The sequence below is a fragment of the Pseudomonas sp. FSL R10-2189 genome, from assembly GCF_009600325.1.
Classification (GTDB): Bacteria; Pseudomonadota; Gammaproteobacteria; order Pseudomonadales; family Pseudomonadaceae; genus Aquipseudomonas; species Aquipseudomonas helleri.
In genome coordinates, this window is sequence record NZ_WIVZ01000018.1 from 50,182 (window position 1) to 64,799 (window position 14,618).

Below are 14,618 nucleotides of genomic sequence, written 5' to 3' on the forward strand. Positions count from 1 at the left end.
CTTCAGTGGATAGGGTGTTATGTCCGGAAAAGCGCAACAGCAGTCTCGTATCAAAGAGTTGATCACCCTCGGCCGTGAGCAGAAGTATCTGACTTACGCAGAGGTCAACGACCACCTGCCCGAAGATATTTCAGATCCGGAGCAAGTGGAAGACATCATCCGCATGATTAATGACATGGGGATCCCCGTACACGAGAGTGCTCCGGATGCGGACGCCCTTATGTTGGCCGATGCTGACACCGACGAAGCCGCTGCTGAAGAAGCAGCCGCAGCGTTGGCGGCAGTAGAGACCGATATTGGTCGTACGACTGACCCTGTACGTATGTATATGCGTGAAATGGGTACGGTAGAGTTGCTGACACGTGAAGGCGAAATCGAAATCGCCAAGCGTATCGAAGAAGGCATCCGTGAAGTGATGAGCGCAATCGCGCACTTCCCTGGCACGGTTGACCACATTCTCTCCGAGTACACTCGCGTCACCACCGAAGGTGGCCGCCTGTCCGACGTTCTGAGCGGTTATATCGACCCGGACGACGGTATTACGCCACCTGCCGCAGAAGTTCCGCCACCTGTCGACGCCAAAGCGGCTAAAGCTGACGACGACAGCGACGATGACGACGCAGAATCTTCAGACGATGAAGAAGAAGCTGAAAGCGGTCCAGATCCGGTCATTGCCGCCCAGCGTTTTGGTGCCGTCTCTGATCAGATGGAAATCACTCGCAAGGCGCTGAAAAAGCACGGTCGCGACAGCAAGCAAGCCATCATCGAACTGGTTGCCCTGGCTGAGCTGTTCATGCCGATCAAACTGGTTCCGAAGCAATTCGAAGGTTTGGTTGAGCGTGTTCGCAGCGCCCTGGAGCGTCTGCGTGCACAAGAACGCGCCATCATGCAGCTGTGCGTACGTGATGCACGTATGCCACGCGCCGACTTCCTGCGCCTGTTCCCGGGCAACGAAGTTGACGAAAGCTGGAGCGATTCGCTGGCCAAAGGCAAAAGCAAATACGCTGAAGCCATCGGTCGCCTGCAACCGGACATCATCCGTTGCCAGCAAAAGCTGTCGGCACTGGAAGCAGAAACCGGCTTGACGGTTGCTGAGATCAAGGACATCAACCGTCGCATGTCGATCGGTGAGGCCAAGGCCCGCCGCGCGAAGAAAGAGATGGTTGAAGCGAACTTGCGTCTGGTGATCTCCATCGCCAAGAAGTACACCAACCGTGGCTTGCAGTTCCTCGACCTGATCCAGGAAGGCAACATCGGCTTGATGAAAGCGGTAGACAAGTTTGAATACCGCCGCGGCTACAAATTCTCGACTTATGCCACCTGGTGGATCCGTCAGGCGATCACTCGCTCGATCGCCGACCAGGCCCGCACCATCCGTATTCCGGTGCACATGATCGAGACGATCAACAAGCTCAACCGTATTTCCCGTCAGATGTTGCAGGAAATGGGCCGTGAACCGACCCCGGAAGAGCTGGGCGAACGCATGGAAATGCCTGAGGACAAAATCCGCAAGGTATTGAAGATCGCTAAAGAGCCGATCTCCATGGAAACCCCGATCGGTGATGACGAAGACTCCCATCTGGGCGACTTCATCGAAGACTCGACTATGCAGTCGCCAATCGATGTAGCCACCGTTGAGAGCCTTAAAGAAGCGACACGCGACGTACTCGGCGGCCTGACGGCACGTGAAGCCAAAGTACTGCGCATGCGTTTCGGTATCGACATGAATACCGACCACACCCTTGAGGAGGTTGGTAAGCAGTTCGACGTTACCCGTGAGCGGATTCGTCAGATCGAAGCCAAAGCGCTGCGTAAGCTGCGCCACCCGACGAGAAGCGAGCACTTACGCTCCTTCCTCGACGAGTGATCCCAAAACCCCCGGCCCTGCCGGGGGTTTTGCTTTGTGGGCAATACAGCGTCTGCGCAGCTTCAAATGCGACAGAATTCGCACGCAGAATTCTTCGTACCTCTAATTAAGATTTTTCGGATAGCACTCCTAAGAAACCATCGTTATAATCCCCGGCTTACTTAGGGCCTATAGCTCAGTTGGTTAGAGCAGGGGACTCATAATCCCTTGGTCGTAGGTTCGAGTCCTACTGGGCCCACCACATTAAAAGCCGCGCACTGCGCGGCTTTTTTGTGCCCTTAACAAAGAGCTCATCGCACCACTCCCCCGTAGCAGTTGACGAGCCTTGCGAGGCCACGTCCGGCTGCATAGCAGCCGTCATCCACCCCGCCACCCTGACCAACTGTAGCCGCTGCCGAGGCACGAGGCTGCGATGCGGGCCGCAGGACCGCCCCTGAAGCCCCGCAATCCCCCACCACCTCACAAAAACGCAATCCACAGCCCCGCCATCAGCAAGGTCACCAAGGTCACGGGCACCCCGGACTTTGCGAATGACCCGAACGAGATCTTGATACCGCACCCCGCCGCCTGTTCCACGACGATGATCCCGGCCAGGCTGCCGAAAATAATAAGGTTGCTCGAAAACCCGGTACCCAACGCAATCGCAGCACCTAACGATTGCGCGTTGTTGTCCGGGTGCAGGTACGGAGAAAGCAGCATCACCGCCGGGTTGTTGCCGACCACATCACTGAGCAATGAACCGGCCACAAACAGCGAAATTGGGTCGTTGACGTCGATGCCCACATGGCGCAACCAGTCAAACAGCGATTGCGGCAGTCCGGTATTGGCAAGTGCCTGGTTGCAAATAAACAAGCCGATAATCAGCAGCAACAGGTTGCCGTCAACTTGCTTGAGCACGTCTTTGGAAGCCAGGCTGCGGTTGACCAGCAGGATGCCCGCGCCGGCCAGGGCCACCAGTTCTCGCGGCCATATATCGGCCACCAGGGCGATGATTACGGCGCTGGCGACGATGATGGCTTTGGTCGTTTCGACTTTATCGAGCTGTATGGGAGGGTGAACGACCGCTTTATCGGTCTTACGCTCAAGCGTCCATTTGCCACGGTATTGCCACGCGATGATGCACCAGATGATGGGCAGCGATAAAAGCGCCGGCACCCCTGCGGCAATCATGAATTCGTTAAACGAGAGATCAAGCGCTTGCGCCGCAATCATGTTTTGCGGGCTGCCGATCAGGGTGCCCGCAGCACCGGCGTTGGCCGCAAAACAAAATGCCAGCAGAAACGGCACCGGGTTAAGCCCCCGTGCCAGCGCCACGCTGACCAGCAGCGGCGTCATCGACAACACCACCACGTCATTGGTCAGCAATGAGGAAAGCCCGGCACTGACGGCAATAAACACTGCCAACAGCGCGACCGGGGTAATTTTCAGCGTTGCGACTTTCTCCGCAGCCCAGGCATAAAACCCCGAGACCGTGAACGCCCCCGACACCACCATCAAGCCAAACAACAGCCCAAGGGTGCGGTAGTCGATGGCATCCCACGCGGCTTGCGGGCTAAGGCTTCCTGCTACGATCATGGCCAGGGCGCCAACGACTGCAGCGCCCGTTCTGTCCACGTTAAATGCCGGCAGCTTACCGACACCCATTACCAAATAAACCATGAAGAAAATGAGCAGGGTTGTGTACATAACGACGCCTAATGCAATGAAGCCCGTCACAGGCCGATATAAGGTGAACCGCTAAATGCCAATAGCGCTTCCTGCTCTGATCAACCAACAGGAAACGCTATGAGATGTCAGACCTGGCCATCGCCGCCCTGAACGTTCAGAACCTTCAGGGCGGCGCTCTAATGATTTAGAGTTTTTCTTTCTTGGCCTGGTGGTACTTCCTTCTGATTTCTTTGAGATCAACCGTAGGTTTGGGCAACTGCATCTTCATGTCTTTGAGCGTCTTCTCAACAATGCTCCCGACGGCCAGGTTGCGGAACCACTTGTGGTTGGCCGGGATGACATACCAGGGCGCATGGTCAGTCGAACATTTGTTCAACATCGCCTCATACGCCTTGATGTAGTCGTCCCACAGGGCGCGCTCTGAATAGTCACCCTCGCTGATTTTCCACTGCCGCATCGGATCATCCAGACGCTCTTCAAAGCGTCTGAGTTGCTCTTCAGGCGAGATGTACAAGAAGAACTTCAGGATCGTCGTGTTATTCGAATGCACGGTGCTTTCAAACGCATTGATCAGGTCGTAGCGCTTTTCAATAACCTTGCCGGGCGCCATTTTGTGCACGCGCTGCACAAGCACGTCTTCATAGTGCGAACGGTTAAAGATAGCCACGTTACCGTCAGCCGGCACATGGGGATGCACCCTCCAAAGAAAATCATGGCTGCTTTCTTCGGGTGTCGGCTGCTTGAAACCATGCACATTGGTGCCTTGCGGGTTCATCGATCGCAACACATGCCAGCAAGTGCCATCTTTACCGGCTGCATCAATGCCCTGCAAAACAATGAGCAAGGAATGTTTGCGCTCGGCATAGAGCTTCTTCTGCAGGTCAGAGATGCTGGCGGACTGTTGATCAAGATGCTTTTGCGCATCCTTTTCCGATTTATAAGGACCATGAAAGTCAGGGTCCACGTCAGCGAGGCGAATTTTTGACCCTGGCTTAACAATCAACTTACTCATAAGGCTCATAGTCTGGCTTCCCTAGTCATGCGATGGCTTTAGTCAGGTTTTCGCTTTGTTTTTCACGCTTGTCGACGACGGAGAAGTAGATCAACTTCACGATATCGATGATCACCATCCAGACAAGGACGTACACCCAGACAACGCCGATCAGTTCCCACGAAATAGCCGGAACGAAAATACCGAAGGCACAAATAAACACCGCGACAATCTGCGTACCGATAACCGCCAACAACAGCGGCAACGACGGGAACGGTGGTTTGAACACACTGTTACGGTTACGCACCACAAACAGCAACAAGTGGCCGCCCGCTGCCAACTGCAAGAACAACATGGTCTGTAGATGACTCAGATCGAGTGCAAACACATGCATCAGTTCTGCGTTGTTCATCCAGTACATCGAGATCAGAACAAGACCAAAGCTCTGCGCCAGTGCCATCAACCCCATCAATGAAGAGAATATGATGATTCGGTGCATATCCCACCGCACCGGTTTCTTGGCTATTTTGACGTTGTCATAGGCGATGGTCATGATCGGAATATCATCCAGCAACGCCAGTACCACAATCATGATGGCGGTCAACGGACGCACACCGAACACCAAATAAGACAGCACCACCACAAACATGATGCAAATCGTCATCGCAATCCGGTAGTACACATACGAGGTAATGCGCTCGAAGATAGCCCGCGCTTCTTCAATGGCATTCACAATCGTGGATAACCCCGGGGCGGTCAAAATCAGCGCGGCGGCCGATCTTGCCGCATCCGTTGCACCCGACACAGCAATACCGCACTCAGCTTGTTTCAAGGCCGGGGCGTCGTTAACACCATCCCCTGTCATTGCAACAATGTGATTACGCTCTTGCAGCGCTTTAACGATCTGGTATTTGTTCTCCGGGAATACACGCCCAAACCCGTCGGCCGCCTCAACTGCACGGGCCGCATCAATCGGAATATGGTTGTTGTCCGTATCTTTAGGGAACACCTGATCAGCAACCAGCAAGTGCGTCCCAAGCCCCAGTTGCCGGGAGATTTCGGAACCAATCGCCACGTCATCGCCCGTGACCATCTTCACCGACAGGCCTAGCGCACGTGCCTGGGCAATGGTTTCTTTAGCGTCAGGGCGCGGCGGATCGAGCAAGGCCAGCAAGCCCAGGAGGTCCCAGGTTTTGCCGCCATCATCCGAACGTGCAACACCGAGTGCGCGCGTGCCATGGCTGGCCAGTTCGCTGACTTTGCCGAAGTAAGCCGTGGAGCGCGGATCATCGCTGGAGGTCTCACTGATACCGCACAACGTGGCAATCACTTGCGGCGCCCCTTTCGCATAGGACGTCTGTTTTTGCGAAGCGTCTTGCACCACCGCCAAGGTCTTTTTATTGACCGGGTCAAAAGGCGTGAAGCTGACTTGTTTAAAGCCCTCCAGCGATTTTTTATCCTTCAGCGCACTCAAAACAGCCTGGTCAATGGCATCCGTACTTTCAGGCTGACACGCCAACGCCGCGCCTAGAATCACTTCATCGGGGGTTGTTTTAGGGTCAAAAGGGATCGCGCTATCAACGGTCAGGTGGTTTTGCGTCAATGTCCCGGTTTTATCGGAACACAACACATCAACCCCGGCCAATTCCTCAATGGCCGACAACCGCGAAACAATGGCCTTTTGCTTGGATAACGCCAACGCCCCGAGCGCCATAGTGACGGACATGACCGCGGGCATGGCCACCGGTACCGAAGCGATCAGCAGTACCAACACAAACTGCGCAATATCACCGGCCTCAGACCACGCCCAATGCCCTTGCACAACAATGTCTTTATACAACTGCGTGCCGACCAGAATCAGCGCCAGAATGGCCGCGAGGATAATAAGGAAATCCCCGATACGCAGTACCGCTTGTTCAGCGTGGGACTTGGCACCCGCACTGGCCACCAACTTGGCCGTGCGACCAAAGAACGTATTGTTACCGGTTGACGTGACAATACCGGTCATCGAACCTTGCCGCGCGATAGAGCCGGAATAACCGCTGTCACCGACCATCTTCGATACAGGCAAAGACTCACCCGTCAACGCCGCCTGATCCACCGATAAATAAGCACCGTCGATCAGCAGCAAATCGGCGGGCAAAATCTCCCCACCGGACACTGTCACCACATCCCCCGGCACCAGTTCGGCCGCATCGATGGTTTGCAACTTCCCGTCACGCTTGGCGTGGGCTTTAAGTGCCAAACCTTTCTTCAGCGCCGCCAGTGCACTGGCCGCTTTGTTGTCCTGCCAAAAACCGACAGCCGCGTTATAAAGCAGCAGGCCGGTAATCACGATGAAGTCTGGCCAGTCCTGACGCGCCAACGAGATAAGTGCCGCAATTTCAATCATCCATGGAATAGGCCCCCAGAAATAACCGAGCAGTTTTTTCCAGCGACTGTCTTCTTTGGCCTCAATGGCGTTCGGCCCATACTTTTCAAGCAGGCTCTTGGCGGTTGCCGAACTAAGGCCATCTGGCGAACTGTTGAGTTGGCTTATTTCTTTCTTGATACCCTCAGCATCCAGTCGCGCCGGCTTGGCGTTAGAAGAGCTGGACGAACTGGGCGAGCTAGCTTTTTTCACCGGGTCACTGCTTGTAGACCCATCGCCTGCCAATGTGATGTCGGACATTCCCTTACCCTCTTAGACGGCTCTCGCTTATTCAGCACTCTCAAACTTCCAGTGTCGCAACCCAATAAAGTTGCGCACTCACCTATCTATCTTAAGGTCCGCACTTAATAATAATGCCGCTCTGCATAATCCATGACTGCAAAGTGGCTATTAATGACTGACCTGCTTAAATAACGACTGTTAAACAACTTAATTAACGTATCACCGGCACAACTAACTTTTATCCAATCTTAACGAAGTATCGAAATAGATTGGTTTTTTAACTTACTTTAGATAAACCTATTATTTTTTATGATAATAGTCAGATTGTCACAATTCATGTAACACCCCGCATCTTCGGGCAAGCGTAGATCAACGTTCATCAATTTCAACACTGCCGGGCCAGATTTTGCCGGTTGAGAAGACCCGGCCTGTCCCTTACCCTACCCGCCCACCCTGCCCACACCGGAGCCTTCCTGTGCCTGATACCCACCCGCCTGCACTGGATGACATTGACCGCCAATTAATCGCGGCCTTGCAGCTTAATGCGCGTGAAAGCGTGGCGATGCTGGCGCGACAGTTGGGGATTGCGCGCACCACGGTGACGTCGCGCCTGGCCCGGCTGGAGAAAACCAAGGTCATCACCGGCTATGGCGTGCGTTTGAGTCAGCGTCTGGTGGATGGCGGGCTGCAAGCCTATGTCGGGATTACCGTGCAGCCGCGCTCCGGCAAAGAGGTGGTGCGGCGTCTGAGCAGCATGGCCCAGGTGCAACAGTTGTGCGCCGTGAGTGGCGAGTTCGATTACGTGGCCTGGCTGCGCAGCGAATCCCCCGAGCAACTGGACCAGTTGCTCGATCAGATCGGCAGCGTCGACGGTGTCGAAAAAACCACCACCTCGATCATTCTCAGCAGCAAGGTTGATCGCGGCTAAGGCGTTACGCCTGCGCCACACATCACTCTGTCAGCCAGATTCGTCATATTGACTAAACAAATGTCATAACGACGACACTTTGCGTCTTATTACCGTGTTCCGCGCTCCCTAAACTGGCGGCTGTCTTTTCCTATACTCACGTGTAACGCGAGTCGCCCAGTAAGGTCAGCCATGAACAAGAACAATCGCCACCCTGCCGACGGCAAAAAGCCGATCACTATTTTCGGCCCCGATTTCCCCTTTGCCTTTGATGACTGGATCGAACACCCGGCCGGGCTGGGCAGCATTCCGGCCAATAAGCTGGGCGCTGAAGTAGCGATTGTCGGCGCCGGGATGGCGGGTATGGTGGCCGCTTACGAGTTGATGAAGCTGGGCCTCAAGCCCGTGGTCTATGAAGCGTCGAAGATGGGCGGGCGCCTGCGTTCGCAAGCCTTTGAAGGCAGCGAAGGGGTGATTGCCGAGTTGGGTGGCATGCGTTTTCCGGTGTCTTCCACCGCGTTTTACCATTACGTCGACAAATTGGGCCTGGAAACAAAACCGTTCCCCAACCCGCTGACACCCGCGTCGGGCAGCACCGTCATCGACCTCGAAGGCCAGACCTTCTACGCACAGAAGCTGGCGGATCTACCCGCCCTGTTCCAGGAAGTGGCCGACGCCTGGGCAGACGCGCTGGAGGAAGGCTCGCGCTTTGGCGATATTCAACAAGCCATCCGCGACCGCGACGTGCCGCGCCTGAAAGAGCTGTGGAATACCCTGGTTCCGTTGTGGGACGACCGCACCTTCTATGACTTTGTCGCCACCTCCAAAGCCTTCGCCAAGTTGTCTTTCCAGCACCGCGAAGTGTTTGGTCAGGTAGGGTTTGGCACCGGCGGTTGGGACTCGGACTTCCCCAACTCGATGCTGGAAATTTTCCGCGTGGTGATGACCAACTGCGACGACCACCAGCACCTCGTGGTGGGCGGCGTCGAGCAAGTGCCGCTGGGCATCTGGAGCCATGTGCCGCAGCGCTGCGCCCATTGGCCTGAAGGTACCAGCCTGCGCTCGCTGCATCGCGGCGCCCCGCGCACCGGAGTCAAAGCCATATCACGCGCCGTCGACGGGCAGTTTTCGGTCACCGACAACCTCGGCGTCACCCGCACCCACGAAGCCGTGTTGGTGACGTGCCAGAGCTGGTTGCTGACCACGCAAATCGACTGCGAAGAATCGCTGTTCTCACAAAAAGTGTGGATGGCGCTGGACCGTACCCGTTACATGCAGTCGTCAAAAACCTTCGTCATGGTCGACCGCCCGTTCTGGAAAGACAAAGACCCGGACACCGGCCGCGACCTGATGAGCATGACCCTCACCGACCGCCTGACCCGTGGCACCTACCTGTTCGACAACGGCGACGACAAGCCGGGGGTGATTTGCCTGTCGTACTCATGGATGAGCGATGCGCTGAAAATGCTCCCGCACCCGGTGGAAAAACGCGTCAAGCTGGCCCTCGACTCGCTGAAAAAGATCTACCCGAAGGTCGACATCGCCAGCCGCATCATCGGCGACCCGATCACCGTGTCGTGGGAAGCCGACCCGCATTTCCTCGGTGCCTTCAAAGGTGCGCTGCCGGGTCACTACCGATACAACCAGCGCATGTACGCGCATTTCATGCAGCAAGACCTGCCCGGCGAACAGCGCGGGATTTTTATTGCCGGCGATGATGTCTCATGGACACCGGCCTGGGTTGAAGGCGCGGTACAAACGTCGTTGAACGCGGTCTGGGGCATCATGACCCACTTCGGCGGCAGCACCCACGCCGACAACCCGGGCCCAGGCGATGTCTTCCACGACATCGGCCCGATTGCCTTGCCGGACTGACCGCAAAGCAACCCCGCTGCCCCCCTGTAGGAGCGAGCTCGCCTCGCGATCTTTTGACCTTGAAAAGACCGCAAAACCAGCCCGCCCCCACAGGGATAGTGAATAAGGAGAGCCACCATGCGCATCGCCCTTTACCAATGCCAGCCCTTGCCACTCGATGTGGCAGGCAACCTCCAGCGCCTGGCTTCCATCGCTTCACAGGCCCAGGACATTGACTTGCTGGTCCTGCCCGAAATGTTCCTCACGGGCTACAACATTGGCGCCAAAGCGGTGGCCGATCTGGCCCAGCCCTCTGACGGCGACGCCGCGCTGCAGATTGCCGAACTGGCGCAAACCACCGGCATCGCGATTGCCTACGGCTACCCCGAGCGCGACCTTGACGGGCACCTCTACAACAGCGTGCAGGTGATCGACAGCCACGGCAAAAGCCTGTGCAATTACCGCAAAACCCATCTGTTCGGCCAACTCGACCGCGACATGTTCAGCCCCGGCCCGGACGCCTTTCCGGTGTTCGAACTGAATGGCTGGCAACTCGGCCTGCTGATTTGCTACGACCTCGAATTCCCCGAAAACACCCGCCGTCTGGCCCTCGCCGGGGCCGAGTTGATCGTCGTCCCCACCGCCAATATGGCGCCGTACGACTTTATCGCCGAGGTTACCGTGCGTAGCCGGGCCTTCGAAAACCAGTGCTATGTGGCCTACGCCAACTATTGCGGGCACGAAGGCAACGTCCATTACTGCGGGCAAAGCAGCATTACCGCCCCCAACGGCGTGCAAGTGGCCTTGGCCGAACAGGACGAAACCCTGATTACCGCCACCCTCGAAAGCCAACAATTGGAGGATGCCCGCACCGGCAACTTCTACCTGGCCGATCGCCGCCCCGAACTTTACACCCCGCTGAGCAAGCGCTGATCGCCCGTAATCCGCTAGCATGTGGGCATCTCTGTTCCGGAAATGCCCATGTCTGCGCTGAACCCCTCCCAAGCCCGCCGTTTGACCCTCACTGACGGCCTGACTCTTTCACTGCGCCACGCGCCGCGCCTCAAGCGCTGTGCGGCGTTTTTACGGGTTCACGCAGGCAGCCACGACGTGCCAGCCGCCTGGCCAGGGCTGGCGCATTTTCTTGAACACCTGTTGTTCCTCGGCACCGAGCGCTACCCCGCCGCCGACAACCTGATGGCCTACGTGCAACGCCACGGCGGCCAGGTCAACGCCCGCACCAGCGAGCGCCACACCGACTTCTTTTTTGAACTGCCGGTGGCCGCGTTCGAAGGCGGCCTGGCGCGTTTGTGCGACATGCTCGCTCAGCCACGCATGGACCCGGCAGAGCAACTGCGCGAACGTGAGGTGCTGCACGCAGAATTTATCGCCTGGGCCCGTGAGCCATCGGCCCGGCGCCAGTTCGAATTGCTCCAGCCGCTGAACCCGTCCCACCCGCTGCGGGCTTTTCACGCCGGTAATCGCTACAGCCTGCCGATCCAGCGACCTGCATTTCAGCACGCCCTGCACGATTTTTACCGAACGTTTTATCACGCCGGCAACATCAGCCTGAGCCTGGTCGGCCCGGTACCCGAAGACGAACTGCTAGCCCTGGCCGAGCGCTATACCGAGCCCTTCGCCACCGGCCCAGTGAAGGCGCAAAACCGCCCACCGGCCTTGCTGCCAAACGGTGAAACCGTGTACCAGCAACTCGACGACCAACACCTAAACCTGCTGTTCGCCTTCGAACAACTGCCCGAGGCCTCAAGCACGGCGCTGGACTTTTTGTGCCGCTGGATCAATGCCGACAAGCCGGGAGGCCTTATCGCCTACCTGCGCGAACAGCAACTGTGCACCGGCCTGAAAGCAGAGGTGCTGTACCAGTTCGAAGGCCAGGCGCTGCTGCACATCGCCTTCAGCGCCGCGGGCAACATGACGCAAAACGCCACGCCAGTCCGTGAAGCGTTTTACGACTGGCTGGCCTATTTCAACACGCAGCAAAACCATCCCGCCCTGCGCAACGAATTCCAATGGCTGCGCCAGCGTCAGCTGGAGGTCAGCAGCGCGCTGGAACTGGCCCGCGCTGATTGTGAGCAACGTGTGCCTGGGTTGTCAGATCAAGCCGTAGCAGCGCTCGCCGGCTTGCTGCAACAGATGCTGCCACCGGTGCAACCGGCCGCTGGCCACGCCTGGCAGTTGCCACCGCCCAACCCGTTTTTGAGCGCCCCCGAAAAGCCAGCCAATGCGGGATTGATCCGTGGCCAAACCAGCGCTCACCGGGGCTTGCGCACCTTTGCCCAAGACCGCTTGCGCAGCCGTCGCGACCATTCGGCCATGAGCTTTAACGCAGAGCTACCCGCCACCGGCCACGAGGCCGCGGTTTACCTGCGTTGGCGCTTGCCAACCAGCCCGGCCGACAGCCTGCTGCTCGCACTGGAGAACCGCCTGCGTCCGCTGCAACAGGATGCCCGCGAGGCTGGGGTCGAACTGTCATGCAGTGCTTCAGGCCATGACTGGCAGCTGAAAATGCAGGGCTTGCACACGCCGATGCCCGCCATTCTGGAACACGCTTTGCGCGCCCTTGAAACACCGGACGCACTGCCGGTTAGCTCACCAGCGGCGCCGCTGATGCCGATTCGCCAGCTACTCAAACGTCTGCCGCAATGCAGCCAGGCTGCCACCGACGCCACCTTGAGCGATGCCAGCCAATGCTGGGCGGCGGCACGCTGGGACGGCCTCGCGCTTGGCCTGCCTGCGGCCACGCAGCCCTTGATCAGCGCCGCCTTAAACAAAGCACCCGGCACGCCGGACGCACACTTGCCAACGGCCGCACATTCGACGCAACGGCGCTGGGTCACCGAACCCTGCGACTCCAGCGAACACGCCGTGCTGCTGTTTTGCCCGGCACCCGACGGTGATCTGGCGGCCGAGGCCGCGTGGCGTTTGCTCGCCCAGTTGGCAAGCACTCCGTTCTATCAACAACTGCGGGTAGAGCAGCAATTGGGCTACGCAGTGTTCAACGGTCTGCGCCAGCTCAATGGGCAAACCGGCCTGCTGTTCGGCGTGCAATCGCCTCACGCCCCCGTGGCAGACATCTTCGAACACATCCGCACATTCCTGGCTCAATTGCCGACGCTCGTCACGGCACTGGATGAAACAACCTTCATCCAGGCGCGAGATACCTTGGCGCAGCAATTTTTGCCCGAGTCATTAAGCGGGGTTCAAGCGAGTGAGCTGCTGTGGCAAGCAAAAATGGGGGGCCACCCGTCGGACGACTTGAAAGCGCTCTATACCGCGCTTATAAGGCTGGATCCACGGACTACACTGCAGGCAGCTCAGCAGATTAATCAGCCTGAGTGCGCTTGGCTGTGCCTGGCTACCCAGCCCGCAACTGAATCGTTTTTTCTCGGACAAAGCTGATTTTTACCAACCGCGTAATGAGCTTTCTCCGACATTGAAGCGCTCAGCAACAGACAATTTTAGTAACATAGCCGTCCAAGTTGTCAGAACCACTCTTTCGGGAGAGGGACTAACCCAGAGACACCCCACCAACCGCTGAAGGAGACACCCTATGTCGTGGACTAAACCTGCTTACACCGACCTGCGTATTGGCTTTGAAGTGACCATGTACTTCGCTAGCCGTTGATCTGTCGCGGCTCTTGGTTATCAAGAGTTGAGCAGAGCAACCCAACGCCTCGGCTCGCCGGGGCGTTTTTATTTTCAGATTTGCAAGAGAACACGCCATGTTTGTCCAGATTTTAGGTTCCGCCGCCGGCGGTGGTTTTCCACAGTGGAACTGTAACTGCGTGAACTGCGCGGGTTTTCGCGATGGCAGCCTGAACGCCAAAGCACGCACCCAATCCTCGATTGCGATCTCTGACGATGGCGTCAACTGGGTGCTGTGCAACACCTCGCCCGACATCCGCGCGCAACTCCAGAGCTTCGCCCCGATGCAACCGGGCCGCGCCCTGCGAGACACCGGCATCAGCGCCATTATTTTGATGGACAGCCAGATCGACCACACCACCGGCCTGCTGAGCCTGCGCGAAGGCTGCCCGCACGAGGTGTGGTGCACCGACATGGTCCACGAAGACCTGAGCACCGGCTTCCCGCTGTTCAACATGCTCAAGCACTGGAACGGCGGCCTGAACTGGAACCGCATCGAGCTGCACGGCTCGTTCACCATCCCGGCCTGCCCGAACCTGCGTTTCAGCCCGCTGCCGTTGCGCAGTGCTGCGCCACCTTACTCGCCGCACCGCTTCGACCCGCATCCGGGTGACAACATCGGCCTGATCGTTGAAGACCTGCGCACCGGCGGCAAGCTGTTCTACGCGCCGGGGCTGGGCAAGGTCGACGCGCCGTTGCTGGACATCATGGCCGGCAGCGATTGCCTGCTGGTGGACGGCACGATGTGGGACGACGACGAAATGCAACGCCGTGGCGTGGGCACCCGCACCGGCCGTGAAATGGGCCACCTGGCACAGAACGGCCCCGGCGGCATGCTCGAAGTGCTGGAGCAATTGCCCGAGCAGCGCAAGGTGCTGATCCACATCAACAACACCAACCCGATCCTCGACGAAGACTCCGCCGAGCGCGCCGAACTGGCCCGCCGGGGTGTTGAAGTGGCCTTTGACGGCATGAGCATCGAGTTGTAACCCACCCAAAACCTGTAGGAGCG

The 14,618-nt window shown here is 57.7% G+C and carries 10 protein-coding genes and 1 tRNA gene; 8 read left to right on the top strand and 3 right to left on the bottom strand.

Features of this window, described 5'->3' with window-relative positions:
- Positions 1-19 precede the first annotated feature (19 nt).
- Together rpoD and GHO32_RS14505 are read left to right on the top strand one after the other, a co-directional pair.
- Entirely contained in the window at positions 20-1,867 is a 1,848-nt protein-coding gene (rpoD, locus tag GHO32_RS14500) for an RNA polymerase sigma factor RpoD (RefSeq protein WP_153331580.1), read from the top strand.
- Positions 1,868-2,031: 164 nt separating this feature from the next.
- Positions 2,032-2,108, top strand: a tRNA-Ile gene (locus tag GHO32_RS14505).
- 218 nt (positions 2,109-2,326) lie between these two features.
- On the opposite strand, the gene GHO32_RS14510 is transcribed toward GHO32_RS14505, so the two are convergent.
- The 3 genes from GHO32_RS14510 to GHO32_RS14520 form a co-directional block, all read right to left on the bottom strand.
- Positions 2,327-3,553: an SLC13 family permease gene (locus GHO32_RS14510; RefSeq protein ID WP_153338144.1), complete on the bottom strand. Its 1,227-nt coding sequence runs from the start codon at positions 3,551-3,553 to the stop codon at positions 2,327-2,329.
- A gap of 166 nt (positions 3,554-3,719) precedes the next feature.
- The gene (locus tag GHO32_RS14515; protein WP_153335073.1) at positions 3,720-4,556 is read right to left on the bottom strand and encodes a polyphosphate kinase 2 family protein; all 837 of its coding nucleotides are present in this window, start codon (positions 4,554-4,556) and stop codon (positions 3,720-3,722) included.
- 16 nt (positions 4,557-4,572) lie between these two features.
- Positions 4,573-7,197, bottom strand: a complete 2,625-nt coding sequence (locus GHO32_RS14520; protein ID WP_153335074.1) for a plasma-membrane proton-efflux P-type ATPase — start codon at positions 7,195-7,197, stop codon at positions 4,573-4,575.
- Positions 7,198-7,654: 457 nt separating this feature from the next.
- On the opposite strand from GHO32_RS14520, the gene GHO32_RS14525 reads away from it, so the two are divergent.
- From GHO32_RS14525 to pqqB, 6 genes are all read left to right on the top strand, one after another.
- Positions 7,655-8,107 (top strand): Lrp/AsnC family transcriptional regulator, encoded by a 453-nt coding sequence (locus GHO32_RS14525; RefSeq protein ID WP_281852772.1) that lies wholly within the window; start codon positions 7,655-7,657, stop codon positions 8,105-8,107.
- Positions 8,108-8,278: 171 nt separating this feature from the next.
- Entirely contained in the window at positions 8,279-9,961 is a 1,683-nt protein-coding gene (locus GHO32_RS14530; RefSeq protein WP_153336810.1) for an NAD(P)/FAD-dependent oxidoreductase, read from the top strand.
- 117 nt (positions 9,962-10,078) lie between these two features.
- Entirely contained in the window at positions 10,079-10,873 is a 795-nt protein-coding gene (locus GHO32_RS14535; protein WP_153336811.1) for a carbon-nitrogen hydrolase family protein, read from the top strand.
- A gap of 48 nt (positions 10,874-10,921) precedes the next feature.
- A complete protein-coding gene (pqqF, locus tag GHO32_RS14540; protein WP_153336812.1) occupies positions 10,922-13,360 on the top strand; it encodes a pyrroloquinoline quinone biosynthesis protein PqqF in 2,439 nt (812 codons plus the stop codon).
- 151 nt (positions 13,361-13,511) lie between these two features.
- A complete protein-coding gene (gene pqqA, locus GHO32_RS14545) occupies positions 13,512-13,586 on the top strand; it encodes a pyrroloquinoline quinone precursor peptide PqqA (protein WP_003422658.1) in 75 nt (24 codons plus the stop codon).
- A 97-nt stretch (positions 13,587-13,683) separates the two neighbouring features.
- Positions 13,684-14,595 carry a pyrroloquinoline quinone biosynthesis protein PqqB gene (gene pqqB / locus GHO32_RS14550; protein ID WP_048372265.1) on the top strand — a complete coding sequence of 304 codons (912 nt, stop codon included), beginning with the start codon at positions 13,684-13,686 and terminating at the stop codon, positions 14,593-14,595.
- Positions 14,596-14,618 lie beyond the last annotated feature (23 nt).

Coding starts and splice junctions, on each gene's coding strand:
- pqqF (WP_153336812.1), top strand. CDS start 10,922: ATGTCTGCGCTGAACCCCTCCCAAGCCCGCCGTTTGACCCTCACTGAC.
- GHO32_RS14535 (WP_153336811.1), top strand. CDS start 10,079: ATGCGCATCGCCCTTTACCAATGCCAGCCCTTGCCACTCGATGTGGCA.
- GHO32_RS14530 (WP_153336810.1), top strand. CDS start 8,279: ATGAACAAGAACAATCGCCACCCTGCCGACGGCAAAAAGCCGATCACT.
- GHO32_RS14520 (WP_153335074.1), bottom strand. CDS start 7,197: ATGTCCGACATCACATTGGCAGGCGATGGGTCTACAAGCAGTGACCCG.
- pqqB (WP_048372265.1), top strand. CDS start 13,684: ATGTTTGTCCAGATTTTAGGTTCCGCCGCCGGCGGTGGTTTTCCACAG.
- GHO32_RS14510 (WP_153338144.1), bottom strand. CDS start 3,553: ATGTACACAACCCTGCTCATTTTCTTCATGGTTTATTTGGTAATGGGT.
- rpoD (WP_153331580.1), top strand. CDS start 20: ATGTCCGGAAAAGCGCAACAGCAGTCTCGTATCAAAGAGTTGATCACC.
- GHO32_RS14515 (WP_153335073.1), bottom strand. CDS start 4,556: ATGAGCCTTATGAGTAAGTTGATTGTTAAGCCAGGGTCAAAAATTCGC.